The organism is Escherichia sp. E3659 (assembly GCF_005781135.1).
Taxonomy (GTDB): domain Bacteria; phylum Pseudomonadota; class Gammaproteobacteria; order Enterobacterales; family Enterobacteriaceae; genus Escherichia.
Window position 1 is genome coordinate 53,018 of sequence record NZ_VATQ01000009.1, and the last position, 20,409, is coordinate 73,426.

Consider the following 20,409-nt stretch of genomic DNA (forward strand, 5'->3'; position numbering starts at 1 on the left):
AACCAATCCCTTTGCAAGATAATGTGATTTAAACGTAATACACACTCTTGCACCTCGCCACGCCCCAGGCGTTGAGATATTCGCTAATTATCCTGGTTACAGTGATTTAAGCGCGATGTTCTCATCTGTCAGCCGTTTCGCATCAAACGTTTTACCGCTCTGGATCCATTTGCGGATTGGGCGAATCTCACGTCCCTGATTCAGCGTTACCGCGCCGATAAGCACACCGCTTTGCAGATTAAACCAAATCGCTTTCCGGGCTTCCGGGTTGCCACGACAAATCCAGTCATCGCCACGCATATTGCCAATAAACTGTAAGTTATCACTGTACTGATCGCTCCAGAACCACGGTGGCGGCAGTAGCGGAAGCGGTAGTCCCAACATTGCGGCTGCGGCAGTTTGCGCCTGGTTATTGGCGTTTTCCCAGCTTTCGCAGCGGTGTAGTGCACCATTATCAAGACGAGTGATTGCCACATCGCCACCGGCAAAGATCGCGGGATCTCTGGTGCGGCAAGCCTCGTCAATGACAATACCATTTACCGTATCAAGGTTGGCCTCACGTGCCAGGCGGTCGTTGGCGCTGATACCAATACCGTAAATCACTACATCGGCCTGAAGCGTTTCGCCGCTTTGCAACGTCAGCTCTACTTTCTCACCATCGACCACATGCTCAATGGCATTGTTGAGCAAGACGCGCACGCCAGCCTGCTGATGGCGCTGCAAAAGATAGCGTTGCACGGGCGGCGGCGCATTGCGGCCCATGACGGTTGCTGCCAGTTCAATCACTGTCACCTTACAACCGCGCTGCGTGGCGCTGGCAGCCAGTTCCAGACCAATAGTTCCGGCACCGACAATCACTACTGACCGTTCGGGCTGCAGAACTTCTCGCAGTCTGGCGGCATCACCGGCATGGCGCAGGGTAAAGCAGCGTTCTCCCAGTGCATCAAGCAACGGCAGCGGTCGAGCTGCCGCGCCGGTTGCTATAAAAAGCTGATCCCAGTGCCAGCTTTCGCCGTTGGCTAACACTAACTCTCGTGTGTCGCGGCCCAATGATTTGATGGTTACACCGGAATGCAGATGAACATTGTTTTCCTGCCACCAGATAGCGGGTAACACGGGCTGCAAGTGCGGGGAATCCTCCAGTAACATGGTTTTCGAGAGCGGTGGTCGTTCATAAGGAAGATGTTGCTCATCGGAAAACAGGTGCAGCTCACCAGTGAATCCTTGTTGGCGTAGCGAGGCCGCAAACATTGCCGCCGCTTGCCCGCCACCGACAATAATGATCGTTTTTTCTTTCATTTCACGTCCTTAAAGATCCAGCCCAGCCGCTACGTGGCGAATTCCGCGAATGGCTAAACCGGCATCGGCGTTGATCATCACCCCACTTAATGCACGATTATTGCGCCGCGATGCCAACATCACATACGGACCAGTGAAATCCGCCGGTTGCGGGAAAAATTGCAGCGGTAAAATGGCGGCAATTTTCTCCGGCGTCAGAGACTGCATTATCGATGTTTCACTTTGCCCCAACGCCTGTGGGCCGCGCAGATCGCTGGCCATACCGCACGGGCCGACGCCATTCACCCGTACTTTCGGTGCCAGTTCATAAGCCAGTTGGCGAATAAGCCCGGTTGCGGCATGTTTACTGGCGGTGTACAGCGGGCCACCGCCGCCAGGATACCAGGCGGCATTTGACAGTGTGAAAATCATGCTGCCTTCACTGGCGATTAACGCCGGAGCGCAGACTTTTGCGCCCAGCAGGTAACCGAGAACGTTGACGTTAAACAGCTCGTGGAAGCCGGTTTCGAGCGTCTCTGCGGGAGTATTAACCAGTGAGGCATTGTGATCCCAGATGCCTGCATTGCCGATAAAACAATCCAGCTTGCCGGAACGAGTCAGGATCTGATCGACCGCGCGTTGATAATCGGCATAACAGGTCACGTTACCTTCCACCGCCAGAATATGTTCGCCAAATCGCTGACGCAGACTGGCGACTTTTGCCGCCGACAGTTCCAGCGTGGCAACCTGCGCGCCTTCCTCGATAAATCGCTCGACCAGCGCCAGGCCTAATCCCGAGCCGCCGCCGGTAATAAAAATGGATTCGTTGTGCAGATCGCTCATGGCTGCGCCCCCGGTAAGTCGATGAAGATGTCACCACCTTCAACGTGTACTGGATAAGTGGTTAGCGGATCGGTGGCGGGCAGGCATAACGCTTTCCCCGTTTTCAGGCAAAAACTGGCGGCGTGCAGTGGGCATTCCACCGTTGCGTCATCTTCCAGATACCCTTCTGACATCGACGCATTACCATGGCTGCAACGATCGTTAATGGCATAAAACTCGCCGCCGACGTTGAACAGGGCGATGACGGGCGAGGTATCGATCCGGAGAGCCTCACCCTCCGGCACATCCGCAACGGGACACGCATAAATTCGATTCATCAGAACAGTACACTCAGGTTATGGGAGGAGATGACCGCTTGATCCAGGACGATATCCCGTTCCAGCAAGCGCCAGTTCCCGTCTTCCAGACGGCGAACTTTGTCGAAACGCGTTCCAACATAGAACGTTTCATCGCGCTCTTTTTGAGCCCGGTAGAGCAAATAATTCACCCGCACGGCAAATACGTTTGGTATGTCGGTTTCGCTTACCTGGCAGTTGCTGATTAAGTGGCGGGTGCGTGACGGCGGTTCTTCTGCCCAGGCCATGCCCGTTTCCAGACGGGCGATTCGCCGCTCCAGCTGGTCTTTGGTGTCATTAAAAATCCAGGTTGTCGGCGGCTGGACGCCTTTGCGGCGGTCGCGTGTTTGCGCGTTAACTGTGGTGCGCATGGTGTAACGAATCTCTTCGTCGAGTTGCGTCAGCCAGTCACGAAATTTCCAGTCGTCCAGTAAGCTGGCTTCGTGAAAGAGAAACTGGCTAATGCGGTGATGTAACTCCAGTGAAACTTGCGCACTCATTTCATCACCTCCTGCTGGTAAGCGGCGGTTTTATCGAGCACTTCCTGCCAGCTTTCGCTACTCAGGAGATCGGCCCAACGTTGGTACATTCCGCGAGCGGCAGTTTCTGAGAAAATATAGTTAGTAATGCCAGGAATGCCGTCGTCGCGACGCTTTTCCTGACCAAGCCCCATTTCCAGACACAGTTTGCTGTTGCGGGCGCGGTGGCCTTTCAGCAATTTCTGGATTTCACACCAGTTCTCCGAGTCATCCTGCTCGAGAAAACCAGCAGGACCAAAAGCGCGGGTGGCGCTGTTTTCAAAAGCGGCTTTAACTTCATCGGAGGCGGCTTTGTCGGTGATACAGAACGCCCACACTTCTACCTGGTCGGGGCCGCGCGGATGCCAGACGCGGAGCGTGGCAGTGCCGTTGAGCCAGGAGAGTGTCGGGAAGATGTTGTTATGACCTGCCAGGCGCAGGGCGCGAACTTCACCTAAACGTTGTTCCGCCTCGGTGTAGGTTTCGCGGTAATAGCTGGAAACTGCGCCATCAACCCAGACATTAGCATCCGGTTTTTCAGTAAAGAAGAAGCCGCTGCCGTGACCGTCCTGACCAAATTGCAGGGCATCTTTAGCGGTTTCCCATACCGGGCGAGCGGTTTGTCCATCGCCGAGGCGTTTATCACTGCCATCATCTTTTGCTCCTAATACCTGAACGGCAGAAGCGTGGCTGAACAGAGCGTGATATTGGTCGCTGGCGAATTGCTCCGCCGGGAATTTCCAGTTGCAGTTGATCACCCATTTCTGTACACCGCCGACAATTTCGGTGCCGCCTTCGCGACGATCCAGCATGCCATCCAGATACCAGGCAATGTCACCAAGATAATCACGCAGGCCCGGTGTAGTGGTGTCCCAGTTGCCAAAAATCAACCCCTTATAACTTTCTACGCAGGGAACTTCGTTTAATCCCCAGTGGGATTTACACAGACCTTGCGGGTAGGCGCGAGGTTCCAGCGGTACGTCGATCAATTCGCCGTTAATGCCGTAAGACCAGCCGTGATATGGGCAGGTGAAGGCGCGAGTATTGCCGCAATCGGCATAGCTCACGCGCATGGCCCGGTGGCGGCACTGGTTGAGAAACGCCTTAATGCTGCCGTCTTTCTGGCGCACCACGACAACCGCATCTTCCCCCATGTAGGTGTTAAAGAAATCACCAGGTTTTGGGATCTGGCTTTCGTGGGCGAGAAATAGCCAGCAACGACCGAAAATACGCTCAAGCTCCAGTTGGTAAATGTCCGGGTCGGTATAAATACGCGGAGTAACCCGACCGTTTTGGGTGTCAATCAGTTGGTAAATGTTCAAATCTGAGGGTGTGGTCATATTTTTTAATCCTGAAAGATAAGATGTATTGACCTTCTATTTTTGTGCCATAAGGATGTTGCTGGTTGGTTGCTGATATGTGAAATAGTTAATTTCTACCAACTGAGACGTTTTTTCGATAACAAGGGGAAGGTGATGGAACTACGGCATTTACGCTATTTCGTCGCAGTAGCTCAGGCGCTGAACTTCACTCGTGCGGCGGAAAAACTGCATACATCACAACCTTCGTTAAGCAGCCAGATCCGCGATCTCGAAAACTGTGTCGGTGTTCCGTTACTGGTGAGAGATAAGCGCAAAGTCGCGTTGACGGCGGCGGGAGAATGTTTTCTCCAGGACGCGCAGGCGATTCTCGAACAAGCGGAAAATGCCAAACAACGGGCGCGGAAAATTGTTCAGGAAGATAAGCATTTAACTATCGGTTTTGTGCCATCGGCGGAAGTGAATTTACTGCCAAAAGTATTGCCCATGTTTCGACTGAAGCAGCCAGAAACCTTGATTGAGCTGGTGAGTTTAATTACCACGGAACAGGAAGAAAAAATTCGCCGTGGTGAACTGGACGTCGGCTTAATGCGCCATCCTGTTTATAGCCCGGAGATTGATTATCTGGAAATTTTTGACGAACCATTAGTGGTGGTGTTGCCGGTTGATCATCCTTTAGCACAAGAAAAAGAGATTACCGCCGCGCAGCTTAATGGCGTTAATTTCGTCAGTACCGATCCGGCATATTCCGGCTCGCTTGCACCGATTGTTAAAACCTGGTTTGCGCAAGAAAACAGCCAGCCAAATATTGTGCAGGTGGCAACTAATATTCTGGTGACCATGAATCTGGTGGGGATGGGGTTGGGCGTCACTTTGATACCCGGTTATATGAATAATTTTAATACCGGGCAGGTTGTTTTTCGGCCAATTGCCGGAAATGTGCCTTCCATTGCTTTACTGATGGCGTGGAAGAAAGGGGGGATGAAACCGGCGTTACGTGATTTCATCGCCATTGTGCAGGAACGTTTGGCAAGCGTAACGGCATAATTACGCATTATTTTTGCAAGATACGTCGCAGGTCGCATCTTTTTGTCATTTCCTGATATGCATGACAATCGGCGGGAAGCGGACTCGAATATTCTTATTTTTCAACTTGCACCAACATTCGATTAACTCCAGACTAACGCCTCCTGACGGGAGGGACTCATGGTTTTGCAATCCACGCGCTGGTTGGCGCTCGGTTATTTCACATACTTTTTTAGCTACGGTATTTTTCTACCTTTCTGGAGCGTCTGGCTTAAGGGAATTGGCTTAACGCCAGAAACCATCGGCCTGTTGTTGGGGGCCGGGCTGGTTGCCCGTTTTCTCGGTAGTTTGATAATTGCGCCTCGCGTCAGCGATCCTTCTCGCCTGATTTCTGCGCTGCGTGTGCTGGCGTTGCTGACGCTACTCTTTGCCATCGCCTTCTGGGCGGGTGCGCATGTGGCGTGGTTGATGGTGGTGATGGTTGGTTTTAACCTCTTTTTCTCACCGCTGGTACCGTTGACCGATGCACTGGCGAATACGTGGCAAAAGCAGTTCCCGCTTGATTATGGCAAAGTGCGACTTTGGGGCTCGGTGGCGTTTGTCATTGGCTCGGCGCTGACGGGCAAACTGGTCACTATGTTTGATTATCGGGTGATCCTCGCGCTGTTGACGTTGGGCGTGGCATCCATGCTGCTCGGCTTTCTTATCCGTCCGACGATTCAGCCACAAGGGGCAAGCCGTCAGCAGGAGAGCACGGGGTGGCCAGCGTGGCTGGCGCTGGTCCGCCAGAACTGGCGTTTTCTGGCCTGCGTTTGTTTATTGCAGGGGGCGCATGCGGCCTATTACGGTTTTAGCGCCATTTACTGGCAGGCAGCTGGCTACTCGGCCTCGGCGGTGGGCTATTTGTGGTCGCTGGGTGTGGTGGCGGAAGTCATTATCTTTGCGCTGAGTAATAAGCTTTTCCGCCGTTGTAGCGCCCGTGATATGTTGCTGATCTCGGCAGTATGTGGGGTATTGCGTTGGGGAATTATGGGGGCAACCACTGAGCTACCGTGGTTGATTATGGTGCAAATTTTGCATTGCGGCACCTTCACCGTGTGCCACCTGGCCGCTATGCGCTACATTGCCGCTCGTCAGGGAAATGAGGTTATCCGCTTGCAGGCAGTTTATTCTGCCGTCGCGATGGGCGGCAGTATCGCCATCATGACCGTCTTCGCCGGTTTCCTGTATCAATATCTGGGGCATGGCGTGTTCTGGGTGATGGCATTGGTGGCGTTTCCGGCAATGTTTTTGCGCCCGAAAGTCGTTCCCTCATGCTGATTCAAGTATTTTGCGGATCTGTTCCTGTTGATGTGCCGTCAGGGTCAGATCCGTATAAATAAGCGGTGGTGAAAAAAGCGGTAGTGGCATGGTATAAGGCGCAATAATAAGCGCGGTGTTGCGCGGCGCGCCAATCTGCAAAAATGTCTTCACAGACATGTGTTTAATATTGAGCGGCAGTATCGTTAGCTCACGCAATTGCAGCTCAATATTCGCTTCTCGTTCGCTGTCATTGCCCGTCAGTAAAATAATCTGTTTTTCGTGAATTTCATTTGCCTGCATCAGCCATGCACCGAAAATCACTGCCACCAGACAACTTTCTTCATCGGAAAGACTGATGTTGTACTCATTTTCAAACCCGACCAGCGATTCGCGGGTGGTGTGGACGAGCCGTGGATAAAGTCGACGGAACTCTTCCGGTAAAGTGTTATCAATGCCGATAGAAAACAAACAGCGGTTTAACGCCTGGGCGAGGTGAGTATAAAGCTGATAGCACAACCCCTGTTCATCATAGAAATGGACGTTACTCAACTGCCGAAAATGCTGTACCAGACGGTTAATTGACAGGCGCAACTGTTTGCCATGCTGATGGGTGTCTCGCAGTGGATCGGGAATCCGCAACAGGGAAAAAAGCAATGCCATAAATAGTGGCTCATCAGTGGGGACAGGTTGACGCGCCCGCCGTTGCCAGTGGCGGCCAATTTCCTGTGCAACCTGAAATTCAATGCAAGATTCCAACCAGTGACGTTGCAGCGGGTTAAACAGGGGCGAGATTCCGGCATGGTGTTGCAATAAGCAATATTGCAGATACAAACACAGGAAATGAACATCACGCGCGTCAAAGCGTTTTTGCAGCCTTCGCGAGCAGAGATTAACTAACGCCAGTAGATTGGTGTCATCATAAAAATTACGAGCAATCCCCCGACGCTTTAGCTCCCCCTTTAACGCGGGCGTAAAATGGCTGCTGATAAATGACGGACAAAGGCGAAAAGCGCGTCGTAGCCAATGAAATAAACATAAGCGTTGGTTAAGTATTGTACCTTCAATCCGGTAGCTCCCGTCATATCCAGTTGTAATGGTGAGTTGATGATAGCGCTGGATCTCCCGTCCTGTTTCGCTGATATCGCGACCCACCATTTCATCATCCACACCATTAATCTCGCTGAAAGTTGCCGTGGTGGCGCTCAACCCCGGCTGGAACAGCGTCAGCAATACCTGGCAACGGCGCTGGGGAGTTGAAAGTACAGATGGTGGGGCAAGTGTAGGTATCATCTGTAGATCTCCCATAAGCATAATTTATAAGAATAGCTAAAGTTTGCTTAGGGATACGGTGAATGGAATGCTATTAATCAGAAATGATGACAAACATCACAGAATTTTTATCGATATAAACACTTTTTGGCAGTTTAATGCCATCCCATAAGGTGATTTCTTACTGTTTTATCTGGTTTCGACCATAAGGTTAATTCTGTGGATTCAATGCGCTAAGGATAAAGTCCACCATCTGCTCGCGATAAACGTCTCCGTGATGATCGGAAAAGGCATCAAGATGTTCGCCATCGGGGATCAAAATCAGGCGTTTTGGCTCTTTCGCCAGGGCAAATAATTTCTCGCTATGCTGCCATGGAATGACATGATCAGCTTTGCCGTGAATCAGTAAAAGCGGGATAGGACTGACGCTGGCGATGTAATTTTCGCCGCTGTAACTCTCATCAAGTAAGTAGCCGCTGCCGGGTATCATCTGGTTGGCGATGGTCGAATAAGAGGCAAATGTGGAGTCGAGGATCACCGCACGTATGCCTTCACGATCACCCTGACCAATAACATCCAGAATATTCGCCCCGCCAATACTCTGCCCGAACAGCACCAGCCGCTTGGGGTTTACATCGCTACGATGTCGCACCACGTTGATGGCACTTTGCGTATCGTCCAGTAATCCGGCTTGTGATGGCGTGCCTTTAGATTTACCAAACCCGCGATAATCAAACATAAAAACATTGAAATTATGTTCTGGTAACCAACTGACCAGCGGCCAGTGGGCGGACATATTCCCGGCATTGCCATGAGCATGAATGATGGTTGCGATGACGTTGTCAGCGGGGCCCGTCGAAGAAGGAATAAACCAGCCTTGCAGACGAGTACCGTCCTTAGCCGTAAATTCGACGGATTCCGCCGACCAGGGGTCGGGACCGTAAATTTTATCGTCAGGATAATAGAAGAAGTTGATGGCAACGCGCGGCACTAAATAAACGCAGAAGGCAACAACAAAGAGAATAAACAGAATTTTGAGAACGCGTTTGTTCACTGGCAGCGCCATAACCTTTCCTTGCGACTTCTTTATCATCCATTAATCGGGGAAAGATGGTGGGAGAGTGACGAAAGAAAGTAAAGCGGTGAGAAAGTATTTCGGAATAGCGCCTGAAAGGCGAGGGCGGGTGAGTGATATCACCCGCCTGAGTCATTAACGCTTCAGAGCGTCGCTTAACTCGTCACGCATGTTCGCCAGCATGGCTTTAACAACGCGCGGATTACCAGCAACGATGTTACCGGTCAGCATATAGTTATGACCACCGGTGAAGTCGCTGACGATGCCGCCCGCTTCACGAACCAGCAGCTCGCCTGCCGCGAAATCCCACGGGCGCAGACCGATTTCAAAGAAACCGTCAACACGGCCCGCAGCAACGTAAGCCAGATCCAGCGCCGCAGAACCGGTACGACGGAAGTCTGCACATTCGTTGAACAGTTTGCCGACGATGTTGATGTAGGTGGTGGCGTATTGTTTTGCTTTGAACGGGAAGCCGGTCGCCAGAATAGTACCGTCGAGATCGCGAGCGGTGCTGCCGCGCAGACGGTAGCCGTTCAGCTGTGCGCCCTGACCGCGAGTGGCGGTGAACAGTTCATTACGCATAGGATCGTAAACCACAGCAACTTCGGTGCGGCCTTTGATACGAACAGCGATAGATACCGCGAAGTGCGGCAGACGTTTGATAAAGTTGGTAGTGCCATCCAGTGGATCGATAACCCATTGAACATCCTGATCAGTACCTTCAAGTTCACCGCTTTCTTCGGTGATGATGGTGTGCTGTGGGTAAGATTTACGAATCGTGTCGATAATTACCGCTTCGGCAGCTTTATCTACGTTGGTCACGAAATCGTTACTGCCTTTCTGGCTCGCTTCTACAGCGTCCGGGGTTTCATAGTTTTTGGCAATTAAATTACCCGCCTTGCGCGCTGCGCGCACGGCGATGTTCAGCATCGGATGCATCGGTCTCTCTCACTGGATGTTAAAGAACGGGAAAACGGCGCAGAGTATAGCAGCGAGATCGGCATCTGTCTTCGTTTTATGATAAGATACGCGAATAATCTTTAGACGAAGAAAGACAATGCTGCAAAATATTCGAATTGTGCTGGTGGAGACGTCACACACCGGCAATATGGGTTCTGTTGCCCGTGCCATGAAAACAATGGGATTAACCAATCTGTGGCTGGTTAATCCACTGGTGAAACCCGACTCCCAGGCGATTGCCCTGGCGGCAGGCGCCAGCGATGTGATTGGTAATGCTCACATCGTCGATACGCTCGACGAAGCGTTAGCCGGTTGTAGCCTGGTGGTGGGCACCAGCGCACGCTCCCGCACGTTGCCGTGGCCGATGCTCGACCCGCGCGAATGCGGTCTGAAAAGCGTCGCTGAAGCGGCAAATACCCCGGTGGCGCTGGTTTTTGGTCGCGAGCGCGTCGGCTTGACCAATGAAGAGTTGCAGAAGTGCCATTATCATGTCGCGATTGCCGCTAACCCGGAATACAGCTCGCTGAACCTGGCGATGGCGGTTCAGGTTATTGCCTATGAAGTGCGCATGGCCTGGCTGGCAACTCAGGAAAATGGCGAGCAGGTCGAGCATGAAGAGACGCCGTATCCGCTGGTCGATGATCTGGAGCGTTTTTATGGTCATCTCGAACAAACGCTGCTGGCAACCGGTTTTATCCGTGAAAACCATCCGGGGCAGGTGATGAATAAATTGCGCCGTCTATTTACTCGTGCGCGCCCGGAAAGCCAGGAATTGAATATCCTGCGCGGGATTCTGGCTTCTATAGAGCAGCAGAATAAAGGTAACAAGGCCGAATAACAGTGGTTGCCTGATGCGACGCTTATCGCGTCTTATCAGGCCTGGAAGTGCACGTAATCGTGGGTCGGATAAGGCATTCACGCCGCATCCGACAACAGGTACAAACGGCACGATAAAAAATGGCACTGAAGGTTAAATACCTGACTAAATCAGTCAAGTAAATAGTTGACCAAATTACTCGGGAATGTCAGACTTGACCCTGCTATGCAATACCCCCACTTTTACAATAAAAACCCCGGGCAGGGGCGAGTTTGAGGTGAAGTAAGACATGAGACTGACATCTAAAGGGCGCTATGCCGTGACCGCAATGCTTGACGTTGCGCTCAACTCCGAAGCAGGCCCGGTACCGTTGGCTGATATTTCCGAACGACAGGGAATTTCCCTTTCTTATCTGGAACAACTGTTTTCCCGTCTGCGTAAAAATGGTCTGGTTTCCAGCGTACGTGGACCAGGCGGTGGTTATCTGTTAGGCAAAGATGCCAGCAGCATCGCCGTTGGCGAAGTGATTAGCGCCGTTGACGAATCTGTAGATGCCACCCGTTGTCAGGGTAAAGGCGGCTGCCAGGGCGGCGATAAATGCCTGACCCACGCGCTGTGGCGTGATTTGAGCGACCGTCTCACCGGTTTTCTCAACAACATTACTTTAGGCGAACTGGTTAATAACCAGGAAGTGCTGGATGTGTCTGGTCGTCAGCATACTCACGACGCGCCACGCAGCAATCGTAACGATGCAATTGATGTTAAGTTGCGCGCATAAAAGATAAAAAGTATTCAGAATCAGGCCGGGGCGTATCGCGCTCCGTAAACACGGTCGTACATCCAGCCGGTAGCCTGGTTCCTTGCATTGAGTGATGTACGGAGTTTATAGAGCAATGAAATTACCGATTTATCTCGACTACTCCGCAACCACGCCGGTGGACCCGCGTGTTGCCGAGAAAATGATGCAGTTTATGACGATGGACGGAACCTTTGGTAACCCGGCCTCCCGTTCTCACCGTTTCGGCTGGCAGGCTGAAGAAGCGGTAGATATCGCCCGTAATCAGATTGCCGATCTGGTCGGCGCTGACCCGCGTGAAATCGTCTTTACCTCTGGTGCAACCGAATCTGACAACCTGGCGATCAAAGGTGCAGCCAACTTTTATCAGAAAAAAGGCAAGCACATCATCACCAGCAAAACCGAACACAAAGCGGTACTGGATACCTGCCGTCAGCTGGAGCGCGAAGGTTTTGAAGTCACCTACCTGGCACCGCAGCGTAACGGTATTATTGACCTGAAAGAACTCGAAGCGGCGATGCGTGACGACACCATCCTCGTTTCTATCATGCACGTGAATAACGAAATCGGCGTGGTGCAGGATATCGCGGCTATCGGCGAAATGTGCCGTGCTCGTGGCATTATCTATCACGTTGATGCAACCCAGAGCGTGGGCAAACTGCCTATCGATCTGAGCCAGTTGAAAGTTGACCTGATGTCTTTCTCCGGCCACAAAATTTATGGCCCGAAAGGTATCGGTGCGCTGTATGTGCGTCGTAAACCGCGCGTACGCATCGAAGCGCAAATGCACGGCGGCGGTCACGAGCGCGGTATGCGTTCCGGCACCCTGCCTGTTCACCAGATCGTCGGTATGGGCGAAGCCTATCGCATCGCAAAAGAAGAGATGGCGACCGAGATGGAACGTCTGCGCGGCCTGCGTAACCGTCTGTGGAACGGCATCAAAGATATCGAAGAAGTTTACCTGAACGGTGACCTGGAACACGGTGCGCCGAACATTCTCAACGTCAGCTTCAACTACGTTGAAGGTGAGTCGCTGATTATGGCGCTGAAAGACCTTGCGGTTTCTTCAGGTTCCGCCTGTACGTCAGCAAGCCTCGAACCGTCCTACGTGCTGCGCGCGCTGGGGCTGAACGACGAGCTGGCACATAGCTCTATCCGTTTCTCTTTAGGTCGTTTTACTACTGAAGAAGAGATCGACTACACCATCGAGTTAGTTCGTAAATCCATCGGTCGTCTGCGTGACCTTTCTCCGCTGTGGGAAATGTACAAGCAGGGCGTGGATCTGAACAGCATCGAATGGGCTCATCATTAATCGGTATCGGAATCAGGAGAATTTATAATGGCTTACAGCGAAAAAGTTATCGACCATTACGAGAATCCGCGTAACGTGGGTTCCTTTGACAACAACGACGAGAACGTCGGCAGCGGCATGGTGGGTGCACCGGCCTGTGGCGACGTGATGAAGTTGCAGATTAAAGTCAACGATGAAGGTATCATTGAAGACGCGCGTTTTAAAACTTACGGCTGTGGTTCCGCTATCGCTTCCAGCTCCCTGGTCACCGAATGGGTGAAAGGGAAGTCTCTCGACGAAGCGCAGGCGATCAAAAACACCGATATTGCTGAAGAACTTGAACTGCCGCCGGTGAAAATTCACTGTTCTATTCTGGCAGAAGACGCGATCAAAGCCGCCATTGCGGACTATAAAAGCAAACGTGAAGCAAAATAAGAGTTGAGGTTTGGTTATGTCGATTACACTGAGCGACAGTGCAGCAGCGCGAGTAAATACCTTTCTGGCTAACCGCGGCAAAGGGTTTGGCCTGCGTCTGGGTGTGAGAACCTCCGGATGTTCAGGTATGGCTTATGTACTGGAATTTGTTGACGAACCGACGCCGGAAGACATCGTGTTTGAAGACAAAGGCGTGAAAGTCGTGGTCGATGGCAAAAGCCTGCAATTTCTGGACGGTACGCAGCTGGACTTCGTAAAAGAAGGCCTGAACGAAGGGTTTAAATTCACCAACCCGAACGTCAAAGATGAGTGTGGTTGCGGCGAAAGCTTCCACGTCTAATGCGCATACCGATAACCCCACCGTGGTCGCCTGCGCGTGGGGTTTGTTTTACCTGATTCGCCGTTATCGCGGCGGATCGCAGCCCTGAGAATGTTATGGATTACTTCACCCTCTTTGGCTTGCCTGCCCGTTATCAACTCGATACCCAGGCACTGAGCCTGCGTTTTCAGGATCTACAACGTCAGTATCATCCTGATAAATTCGCCAGCGGAAGCCAGGCGGAACAACTCGCCGCCGTACAGCAATCTGCAACCATTAACCAGGCCTGGCAAACGCTGCGTCATCCGTTAATGCGCGCGGAATATTTGCTTTCTTTGCACGGTTTTGATCTCGCCAGCGAGCAGCATACTGTGCGCGACACCGCGTTCCTGATGGAACAGCTGGAGCTGCGCGAAGAACTGGACGAGATCGAACAGGCGAAAGATGAAGCGCGGCTGGAAAGCTTTATCAAACGTGTGAAAAAGATGTTTGATACCCGCCATCAGTTGATGGTTGAACAGTTAGACAACGAGACGTGGGACGCGGCGGCGGATACCGTGCGTAAACTGCGTTTTCTCGATAAACTGCGAAGCAGTGCCGAACAACTCGAAGAAAAACTGCTCGATTTTTAATTTCTGGAAGCTAAACATGGCCTTATTACAAATTAGTGAACCTGGTTTGAGTGCTGCGCCGCATCAGCGTCGTCTGGCGGCCGGTATTGACCTGGGCACAACCAACTCGCTGGTGGCGACAGTGCGCAGCGGTCAGGCCGAAACGTTAGCCGACCATGAAGGCCGTCACCTGCTGCCATCTGTTGTTCACTATCAACAGCAAGGGCATTCGGTGGGTTATGACGCGCGTACTAACGCTGCGCTTGACACCGCCAACACCATTAGTTCTGTTAAACGCCTGATGGGGCGCTCGCTGGCTGATATCCAGCAACGCTATCCGCATCTGCCTTATCAATTCCAGGCCAGCGAAAACGGCCTGCCGATGATTGAAACGGCGGCGGGGCTGCTGAACCCGGTGCGCGTTTCTGCGGACATCCTCAAAGCACTGGCGGCGCGGGCAACTGAAGCCCTGGCAGGCGAGCTGGATGGTGTAGTTATCACCGTTCCGGCGTACTTTGACGATGCCCAGCGTCAGGGCACCAAAGACGCGGCGCGTCTGGCTGGGTTGCATGTTCTGCGCTTACTTAACGAACCGACCGCTGCGGCTATCGCCTACGGGCTGGATTCCGGTCAGGAAGGCGTGATCGCCGTTTATGACCTCGGCGGCGGGACGTTTGATATTTCCATTCTGCGCTTAAGTCGCGGCGTGTTTGAAGTGCTGGCGACCGGCGGTGATTCCGCGCTCGGCGGCGATGATTTCGACCATCTGCTGGCGGATTACATTCGCGAGCAGGCGGGCATTCCTGATCGTAGCGATAACCGCGTTCAGCGTGAACTGCTGGATGCCGCCATTGCGGCCAAAATCGCGCTGAGCGATGCGGACTCCGTGGCTGTGAATGTTGCGGGCTGGCAGGGCGAAATCAGCCGTGAACAATTCAATGAACTGATCGCGCCACTGGTAAAACGAACCTTACTGGCTTGTCGTCGTGCGCTGAAAGACGCGGGCGTAGAAGCTGATGAAGTGCTGGAAGTGGTGATGGTTGGCGGTTCTACTCGCGTGCCGCTGGTGCGTGAACGGGTAGGCGAATTTTTCGGTCGTCCACCGCTGACTTCCATCGACCCGGATAAAGTCGTCGCTATTGGCGCGGCGATTCAGGCGGATATTCTGGTGGGTAACAAGCCGGACAGCGAAATGCTGCTGCTGGATGTGATCCCACTGTCGCTGGGCCTCGAAACGATGGGCGGCCTGGTGGAGAAAGTGATTCCGCGTAATACCACGATTCCGGTGGCCCGCGCTCAGGATTTCACCACCTTTAAAGATGGTCAGACGGCGATGTCTATCCATGTAATGCAGGGTGAGCGCGAACTGGTGCAGGACTGCCGCTCGCTGGCGCGTTTTGCGCTGCGTGGTATTCCGGCGCTACCGGCTGGCGGGGCGCATATTCGCGTGACGTTCCAGGTCGATGCCGACGGTCTTTTGAGCGTGACGGCGATGGAGAAATCCACCGGCGTTGAGGCGTCTATTCAGGTGAAACCTTCTTATGGCCTAACCGACAGCGAAATCGCCTCGATGATCAAAGACTCAATGAGCTATGCCGAGCAGGACGTAAAAGCCCGTATGCTGGCAGAACAAAAAGTAGAAGCGGCGCGTGTGCTGGAAAGTCTGCACGGCGCGCTGGCTGCTGATTCCGCGCTGTTAAGTGCCGCAGAGCGTCAGGTTATTGACGATGCTGCCGCTCACCTGAGTGAAGTGGCGCAGGGCGATGATGTTGACGCCATCGAACAAGCGATTAAAAACGTAGACAAACAAACCCAGGATTTCGCCGCTCGCCGCATGGACCAGTCGGTTCGTCGTGCGCTGAAAGGCCATTCCGTGGACGAGGTTTAATATGCCAAAGATTGTTATTTTGCCTCATCAGGATCTCTGTCCTGATGGCGCTGTTCTGGAAGCTAATAGCGGTGAAACCATTCTCGACGCAGCTCTGCGTAACGGTATCGAGATTGAACACGCCTGTGAAAAATCCTGTGCTTGCACCACCTGCCACTGCATCGTTCGTGAAGGTTTTGACTCACTGCCGGAAAGCTCAGAGCAGGAAGACGACATGCTGGACAAAGCCTGGGGGCTGGAGCCGGAAAGCCGTTTAAGCTGCCAGGCGCGCGTCACAGACGAAGATTTAGTGGTCGAAATCCCGCGTTACACTATCAACCATGCGCGTGAGCATTAACAGAGGTGAGTATGGGACTTAAGTGGACCGATAGCCGCGAAATTGGCGAAGCACTGTACGATGCGTATCCCGATCTTGATCCGAAAACGGTTCGATTCACCGATATGCATCAGTGGATTTGCGATCTGGAAGATTTCGACGACGACCCGCAGGCATCCAACGAGAAAATCCTCGAAGCGATTTTGTTAGTCTGGCTGGACGAAGCCGAATAATTTCCGCGTCATGCTTCACGCCGCAGATGCGTTGGCTGCGCTCGTTCACCCCAGTCACATAGTTATCTATGCTCCTGGGGCTTCACTCACTTGCCGCCTTACTGCAACGCGAATCATTTAGCGGAAAAATCCTGGGGCTGCCAACTGGCGGCCCTTTTATAAATAAGGATAACTAAAATGACAGAAGCGATGAAAATTACCCTCTCTACCCAACCTGCCGACGCGCGCTGGGGAGAAAAAGCGACTTACAGCATTAATAATGATGGCATAACCCTGCATTTGAACGGAGCGGACGATCTGGGTCTGATCCAGCGTGCGGCGCGCAAGATTGACGGCCTGGGCATCAAACATGTTCAGTTAAGCGGTGAAGGCTGGGATGCGGATCGTTGCTGGGCATTCTGGCAAGGTTACAAAGCCCCGAAAGGCATGCGTAAAGTGGAGTGGCCGGATCTGGACGATGCCCAGCGTCAGGAACTGGATAACCGCCTGATGATCATCGACTGGGTGCGTGACACCATCAACGCACCGGCGGAAGAGCTGGGGCCATCGCAACTGGCACAGCGTGCTGTTGATCTGATCAGCAACGTCGCAGGCGATCGTGTGACTTACCGGATCACTAAAGGCGAAGATCTGCGTGAGCAAGGTTATATGGGGCTGCACACTGTCGGGCGCGGTTCAGAACGTTCTCCGGTATTGCTGGCGCTGGATTACAACCCAACTGGCGATAAAGAAGCGCCAGTGTACGCGTGCCTGGTAGGTAAAGGTATCACCTTTGATTCCGGCGGCTACAGCATCAAACAGACTGCGTTTATGGACTCGATGAAGTCGGACATGGGCGGCGCGGCAACGGTTACCGGGGCGCTGGCATTTGCCATTACTCGCGGATTGAACAAGCGCGTGAAACTGTTCCTCTGCTGTGCGGATAACCTGATCAGCGGCAACGCGTTCAAACTGGGCGATATCATCACCTATCGCAACGGTAAAAAAGTTGAAGTGATGAACACTGATGCCGAAGGGCGTCTGGTGCTGGCCGATGGTCTGATTGATGCCAGTGCGCAGAAACCGGAACTAATCATTGATGCGGCGACCCTCACCGGGGCGGCGAAAACCGCGCTGGGTAATGATTATCACGCGCTGTTCAGTTTTGACGATGCGCTGGCCGGTCGCTTACTGGCGAGTGCCGCGCAGGAGAACGAACCGTTCTGGCGTCTGCCGTTGGCGGAGTTCCACCGCAGCCAGCTGCCGTCTAACTTTGCCGAACTGAACAACACCGGAAGCGCGGCGTATCCGGCAGGTGCAAGTACGGCGGCGGGCTTCCTGTCGCATTTTGTTGAGAACTATCAGCAAGGCTGGCTGCATATCGACTGCTCGGCGACTTACCGTAAAGCGCCGGTTGAACAGTGGTCTGCGGGCGCGACCGGGCTGGGTGTGCGCACGATTGCTAATCTGTTAACGGCGTAAACTAATATGCCGGATGCGGCGTAAACGCCTTATCCGGCCTACAAATTCTGCAAATTCAACAAATTGCGAATCCCTTGTAGGCCTGATAAGCATAGCGCATCAGGCACTTGTGCCCCGAACGTTGAATGAATTGTGGTTCTTATGTCCGAAATAAAAAACGAACTTGAAGACCTGCTGGAAAAAGCAGCAACCGAACCGGCTCACCGCCCGGCCTTTTTCCGTACTCTACTGGAATCCACCGTCTGGGTGCCGGGTACGGCGGCGCAGGGCGAGGCTGTGGTTGAAGATAGCGCGCTTGATTTACAGCACTGGGAAAAAGAAGACGGCACCAGCGTCATTCCTTTTTTTACCTCGTTAGAAGCACTTCAACAGGCGGTTGAAGACGAACAGGCATTTGTCGTAATGCCCGTTCGCACATTGTTTGAGATGACCCTTGGTGAAACGCTCTTCCTTAATGCCAAACTGCCAACCGGTAAAGAATTTATGCCGCGTGAAATCAGTTTGTTGATTGGTGAAGAAGGGAATCCGCTGAGCAGTCAGGAAGTACTGGAAGGCGGTGAATCGCTGATATTATCGGAAGTCGCAGAGCCACCAGCACAAATGATTGATTCACTCACCACCTTATTTAAAACCATTAAGCCAGTGAAGCGTGCTTTTATTTGTTCAATTAAAGAGAACGAAGAGGCACAGCCTAATTTACTTATTGGCATTGAAGCCGATGGTGATATCGAAGAAATTATTCAGGCGGCGGGAAGTGTAGCGACCGATACATTACCTGGCGATGAACCAATCGATATTTGTCAGGTGAAAAAAGGGGAAAAAGGAATTAGCCACTTTATTACCGAACATATTGCGCCATTCTATGAACGTCGCTGGGGTGGTTTTTTGCGTGACTTTAAACAGAATCGGATAATATAAAATATGCCGCCCAAAGGGCGGCATTCGGGCTTACTTGCTGCTCTGAAGGTTGTTAACCACCAGTAAATTGTTACCGGAGAGACTCCGGTTATTATTTACTTCGGAAAACAGCGCACCAGAAACAATAAGTACGATACAAAAGCACCGTATCTTCATTGTGCGGTCCATGCGAAGACCGCATCACGACAGCACCACTGGCGATATTGCCGCGATAGCAAGCACTGTGGGGTGCCTGTATTTACGGTCATGGAACATCCTTTCCTAAAGCCAGCGCCCGTTTGCGAGACGGCGAAAAGGGCCGTTAAGAATAATACTCTCATGTTTGAATAATTACTCTGTTTATTATCTTGACATGGCCAGGCATAAAAGAGAGTATTTCAACACTGTGGGGTGCCTGCGTTGTTCATGCAACACAAGTCAACCTGCTGGAAAGGCCGCGAACCAGACCAGCAATAAAAAACCGCCAAATTCGGCGGTTTTTTATTGCCTGTAAAAAGCTTATTTCAATGGCTCAACCGGTAAATCTGCCCGCGCGCCCCATTCACTCCATGCGCCGTCGTACAGTTTCACGTTTGGCACATCCAGCGTTGCGAGTGCCAACAAAACCACTGCTGCCGTTACACCAGAGCCGCAGCTGACAATAATTGGTTTGTCATAGCTGACGCCGCGACCAAAAAATATCGCATCCAGTTCATCGGTCGTTTTCAGTTCGCCTTCGCGCACCAGCTCTGTCCATGGAACATTCAGCGCGCCGGGAATATGTCCGCGACGTAAACCTGCGCGAGGTTCATCAACTTCCGCGTTAAAACGCGCAGCCGGGCGGGCATCGATAATTTGTGCCGTTTTTTCATGACTTGCCAATAACACATCGGTCACTTTCACCACGGCTTCCGGGGTAAACGCGACGTTAAACTCTCCTTCCGGCAGTTCCACTGCACCTTCTTCTAACAGCAGATCATCGCGCTGCCAGCCTGCTAAGCCACCGCCAAGGATTGACACTTTCTCCACACCAAAAGTGCGCAGCATCCACCACGCGCGCGGCGCAGAAAATAGGTTTCCTTCATCATAGACAATCAGATGCTTGTCCTGATTAACGCCCAGTTCACGCATCGCGACGGCGAACGTTTCCGGGCGAGGCAGCATGTGCGGAAGGGGGGATGTATGATCAGAGAGAGCTTCGATATCGAAAAATACTGCACCGGGGATATGACCGTTCAGATACTCCTGAGCAACGTTACGCTCTTCCTGCCCGGGCGGTGCCATACGAGCATCAATAATCTGAATTTCCGGGTCATCAATATGTTCGGCGAGCCAGTCGGCTCCTACAAACCATGTCGTGGACATAGGCATCTCCATTTTTGCCGGGGTTAAGTTAAATTGTCGGATGTTTGCCGAAAAG

General features: G+C 52.5%; 23 protein-coding genes. 13 read left to right on the top strand and 10 right to left on the bottom strand.

Annotation, left to right across the window (positions count from 1 at the left end):
- Window positions 1-96: 96 nt before the first annotated feature.
- The 5 genes from hcaD to hcaE are packed head-to-tail and all read right to left on the bottom strand — an operon-like array spanning window position 97 to window position 4,314.
- Window positions 97-1,299 carry a phenylpropionate dioxygenase ferredoxin reductase subunit gene (gene hcaD, locus FEK47_RS09815; RefSeq protein ID WP_135486937.1) on the bottom strand — a complete coding sequence of 401 codons (1,203 nt, stop codon included), beginning with the start codon at window positions 1,297-1,299 and terminating at the stop codon, window positions 97-99.
- Between the two features lie 9 nt (window positions 1,300-1,308).
- Window positions 1,309-2,121: a 3-phenylpropionate-dihydrodiol/cinnamic acid-dihydrodiol dehydrogenase gene (gene hcaB, locus FEK47_RS09820; protein ID WP_097331975.1), complete on the bottom strand. Its 813-nt coding sequence runs from the start codon at window positions 2,119-2,121 to the stop codon at window positions 1,309-1,311.
- Complete coding sequence (locus tag FEK47_RS09825) at window positions 2,118-2,438, bottom strand: bifunctional 3-phenylpropionate/cinnamic acid dioxygenase ferredoxin subunit (protein WP_130214639.1); 321 nt, start codon at window positions 2,436-2,438, stop codon at window positions 2,118-2,120. The genes hcaB and FEK47_RS09825 overlap by 4 nt, the downstream gene beginning before the upstream one ends.
- Window positions 2,438-2,956, bottom strand: coding sequence for a 3-phenylpropionate/cinnamic acid dioxygenase subunit beta (hcaF, locus tag FEK47_RS09830; protein ID WP_135486936.1), 519 nt, complete (start codon window positions 2,954-2,956; stop codon window positions 2,438-2,440). Before hcaF ends, FEK47_RS09825 begins: the two co-directional genes overlap by 1 nt.
- Window positions 2,953-4,314, bottom strand: a complete 1,362-nt coding sequence (hcaE, locus tag FEK47_RS09835; protein ID WP_135486935.1) for a 3-phenylpropionate/cinnamic acid dioxygenase subunit alpha — start codon at window positions 4,312-4,314, stop codon at window positions 2,953-2,955. Before hcaE ends, hcaF begins: the two co-directional genes overlap by 4 nt.
- 135 nt (window positions 4,315-4,449) lie before the next feature.
- On the opposite strand from hcaE, the gene hcaR reads away from it, so the two are divergent.
- Together hcaR and FEK47_RS09845 are read left to right on the top strand one after the other, a co-directional pair.
- Window positions 4,450-5,340 carry a DNA-binding transcriptional regulator HcaR gene (gene hcaR / locus FEK47_RS09840; protein WP_135486934.1) on the top strand — a complete coding sequence of 297 codons (891 nt, stop codon included), beginning with the start codon at window positions 4,450-4,452 and terminating at the stop codon, window positions 5,338-5,340.
- A gap of 159 nt (window positions 5,341-5,499) precedes the next feature.
- Entirely contained in the window at window positions 5,500-6,639 is a 1,140-nt protein-coding gene (locus FEK47_RS09845; protein WP_135486933.1) for a 3-phenylpropionate MFS transporter, read from the top strand.
- Here the strand turns inward: FEK47_RS09845 and csiE are convergent.
- The 3 genes from csiE to suhB form a co-directional block, all read right to left on the bottom strand.
- Entirely contained in the window at window positions 6,631-7,911 is a 1,281-nt protein-coding gene (gene csiE, locus FEK47_RS09850) for a stationary phase inducible protein CsiE (RefSeq protein WP_135486932.1), read from the bottom strand. The genes FEK47_RS09845 and csiE overlap by 9 nt on opposite strands.
- A gap of 190 nt (window positions 7,912-8,101) precedes the next feature.
- Entirely contained in the window at window positions 8,102-8,956 is an 855-nt protein-coding gene (locus FEK47_RS09855) for an alpha/beta hydrolase (protein ID WP_135486931.1), read from the bottom strand.
- Between the two features lie 144 nt (window positions 8,957-9,100).
- Window positions 9,101-9,904 (bottom strand): inositol-1-monophosphatase, encoded by an 804-nt coding sequence (gene suhB, locus FEK47_RS09860; protein WP_000553451.1) that lies wholly within the window; start codon window positions 9,902-9,904, stop codon window positions 9,101-9,103.
- Window positions 9,905-10,022: 118 nt separating this feature from the next.
- Between suhB and trmJ the strand changes: the two genes are divergently transcribed.
- From trmJ to sseB, 11 genes are all read left to right on the top strand, one after another.
- Window positions 10,023-10,763 carry a tRNA (cytosine(32)/uridine(32)-2'-O)-methyltransferase TrmJ gene (gene trmJ / locus FEK47_RS09865; RefSeq protein ID WP_000940019.1) on the top strand — a complete coding sequence of 247 codons (741 nt, stop codon included), beginning with the start codon at window positions 10,023-10,025 and terminating at the stop codon, window positions 10,761-10,763.
- Between the two features lie 268 nt (window positions 10,764-11,031).
- Window positions 11,032-11,520, top strand: coding sequence for a Fe-S cluster assembly transcriptional regulator IscR (gene iscR, locus FEK47_RS09870; protein ID WP_001241354.1), 489 nt, complete (start codon window positions 11,032-11,034; stop codon window positions 11,518-11,520).
- A 115-nt stretch (window positions 11,521-11,635) separates the two neighbouring features.
- Window positions 11,636-12,850 (top strand): cysteine desulfurase, encoded by a 1,215-nt coding sequence (gene iscS, locus FEK47_RS09875; protein ID WP_001295373.1) that lies wholly within the window; start codon window positions 11,636-11,638, stop codon window positions 12,848-12,850.
- A 27-nt stretch (window positions 12,851-12,877) separates the two neighbouring features.
- Window positions 12,878-13,264 (top strand): Fe-S cluster assembly scaffold IscU, encoded by a 387-nt coding sequence (gene iscU, locus FEK47_RS09880; RefSeq protein ID WP_000331707.1) that lies wholly within the window; start codon window positions 12,878-12,880, stop codon window positions 13,262-13,264.
- Window positions 13,265-13,280: 16 nt separating this feature from the next.
- Window positions 13,281-13,604, top strand: a complete 324-nt coding sequence (gene iscA, locus FEK47_RS09885) for an iron-sulfur cluster assembly protein IscA (protein WP_000028953.1) — start codon at window positions 13,281-13,283, stop codon at window positions 13,602-13,604.
- A gap of 95 nt (window positions 13,605-13,699) precedes the next feature.
- Window positions 13,700-14,215 carry a co-chaperone HscB gene (gene hscB / locus FEK47_RS09890; RefSeq protein ID WP_000384413.1) on the top strand — a complete coding sequence of 172 codons (516 nt, stop codon included), beginning with the start codon at window positions 13,700-13,702 and terminating at the stop codon, window positions 14,213-14,215.
- Between the two features lie 16 nt (window positions 14,216-14,231).
- Window positions 14,232-16,082: a Fe-S protein assembly chaperone HscA gene (hscA, locus tag FEK47_RS09895; protein ID WP_135486930.1), complete on the top strand. Its 1,851-nt coding sequence runs from the start codon at window positions 14,232-14,234 to the stop codon at window positions 16,080-16,082.
- 1 nt (window position 16,083) lies between these two features.
- Entirely contained in the window at window positions 16,084-16,419 is a 336-nt protein-coding gene (gene fdx / locus FEK47_RS09900; protein WP_001124469.1) for an ISC system 2Fe-2S type ferredoxin, read from the top strand.
- 11 nt (window positions 16,420-16,430) lie between these two features.
- Complete coding sequence (iscX, locus tag FEK47_RS09905; protein ID WP_000523616.1) at window positions 16,431-16,631, top strand: Fe-S cluster assembly protein IscX; 201 nt, start codon at window positions 16,431-16,433, stop codon at window positions 16,629-16,631.
- A 177-nt stretch (window positions 16,632-16,808) separates the two neighbouring features.
- Window positions 16,809-18,092: an aminopeptidase PepB gene (gene pepB / locus FEK47_RS09910; RefSeq protein ID WP_135486929.1), complete on the top strand. Its 1,284-nt coding sequence runs from the start codon at window positions 16,809-16,811 to the stop codon at window positions 18,090-18,092.
- A gap of 141 nt (window positions 18,093-18,233) precedes the next feature.
- A complete protein-coding gene (gene sseB / locus FEK47_RS09915) occupies window positions 18,234-19,010 on the top strand; it encodes an enhanced serine sensitivity protein SseB (RefSeq protein WP_002461557.1) in 777 nt (258 codons plus the stop codon).
- A gap of 30 nt (window positions 19,011-19,040) precedes the next feature.
- Here sseB and timP read toward each other — a convergent pair whose 3' ends face one another.
- Window positions 19,041-19,166: a small toxic inner membrane protein TimP gene (timP, locus tag FEK47_RS25675; protein ID WP_276319951.1), complete on the bottom strand. Its 126-nt coding sequence runs from the start codon at window positions 19,164-19,166 to the stop codon at window positions 19,041-19,043.
- A 342-nt stretch (window positions 19,167-19,508) separates the two neighbouring features.
- Window positions 19,509-20,354, bottom strand: a complete 846-nt coding sequence (gene sseA / locus FEK47_RS09920) for a 3-mercaptopyruvate sulfurtransferase (protein ID WP_135486928.1) — start codon at window positions 20,352-20,354, stop codon at window positions 19,509-19,511.
- Between the last annotated feature and the right edge of the window lie 55 nt (window positions 20,355-20,409).

Bases quoted from the DNA above. Each gene is read 5' to 3' on its own strand.
- hcaD (WP_135486937.1), bottom strand. From the start codon at position 1,299: ATGAAAGAAAAAACGATCATTATTGTCGGTGGCGGGCAAGCGGCGGCA.
- hcaB (WP_097331975.1), bottom strand. From the start codon at position 2,121: ATGAGCGATCTGCACAACGAATCCATTTTTATTACCGGCGGCGGCTCG.
- FEK47_RS09825 (WP_130214639.1), bottom strand. From the start codon at position 2,438: ATGAATCGAATTTATGCGTGTCCCGTTGCGGATGTGCCGGAGGGTGAG.
- hcaF (WP_135486936.1), bottom strand. From the start codon at position 2,956: ATGAGTGCGCAAGTTTCACTGGAGTTACATCACCGCATTAGCCAGTTT.
- hcaE (WP_135486935.1), bottom strand. From the start codon at position 4,314: ATGACCACACCCTCAGATTTGAACATTTACCAACTGATTGACACCCAA.
- hcaR (WP_135486934.1), top strand. From the start codon at position 4,450: ATGGAACTACGGCATTTACGCTATTTCGTCGCAGTAGCTCAGGCGCTG.
- FEK47_RS09845 (WP_135486933.1), top strand. From the start codon at position 5,500: ATGGTTTTGCAATCCACGCGCTGGTTGGCGCTCGGTTATTTCACATAC.
- csiE (WP_135486932.1), bottom strand. From the start codon at position 7,911: ATGATACCTACACTTGCCCCACCATCTGTACTTTCAACTCCCCAGCGC.
- FEK47_RS09855 (WP_135486931.1), bottom strand. From the start codon at position 8,956: ATGGCGCTGCCAGTGAACAAACGCGTTCTCAAAATTCTGTTTATTCTC.
- suhB (WP_000553451.1), bottom strand. From the start codon at position 9,904: ATGCATCCGATGCTGAACATCGCCGTGCGCGCAGCGCGCAAGGCGGGT.
- trmJ (WP_000940019.1), top strand. From the start codon at position 10,023: ATGCTGCAAAATATTCGAATTGTGCTGGTGGAGACGTCACACACCGGC.
- iscR (WP_001241354.1), top strand. From the start codon at position 11,032: ATGAGACTGACATCTAAAGGGCGCTATGCCGTGACCGCAATGCTTGAC.
- iscS (WP_001295373.1), top strand. From the start codon at position 11,636: ATGAAATTACCGATTTATCTCGACTACTCCGCAACCACGCCGGTGGAC.
- iscU (WP_000331707.1), top strand. From the start codon at position 12,878: ATGGCTTACAGCGAAAAAGTTATCGACCATTACGAGAATCCGCGTAAC.
- iscA (WP_000028953.1), top strand. From the start codon at position 13,281: ATGTCGATTACACTGAGCGACAGTGCAGCAGCGCGAGTAAATACCTTT.
- hscB (WP_000384413.1), top strand. From the start codon at position 13,700: ATGGATTACTTCACCCTCTTTGGCTTGCCTGCCCGTTATCAACTCGAT.
- hscA (WP_135486930.1), top strand. From the start codon at position 14,232: ATGGCCTTATTACAAATTAGTGAACCTGGTTTGAGTGCTGCGCCGCAT.
- fdx (WP_001124469.1), top strand. From the start codon at position 16,084: ATGCCAAAGATTGTTATTTTGCCTCATCAGGATCTCTGTCCTGATGGC.
- iscX (WP_000523616.1), top strand. From the start codon at position 16,431: ATGGGACTTAAGTGGACCGATAGCCGCGAAATTGGCGAAGCACTGTAC.
- pepB (WP_135486929.1), top strand. From the start codon at position 16,809: ATGACAGAAGCGATGAAAATTACCCTCTCTACCCAACCTGCCGACGCG.
- sseB (WP_002461557.1), top strand. From the start codon at position 18,234: ATGTCCGAAATAAAAAACGAACTTGAAGACCTGCTGGAAAAAGCAGCA.
- timP (WP_276319951.1), bottom strand. From the start codon at position 19,166: ATGAAGATACGGTGCTTTTGTATCGTACTTATTGTTTCTGGTGCGCTG.
- sseA (WP_135486928.1), bottom strand. From the start codon at position 20,354: ATGTCCACGACATGGTTTGTAGGAGCCGACTGGCTCGCCGAACATATT.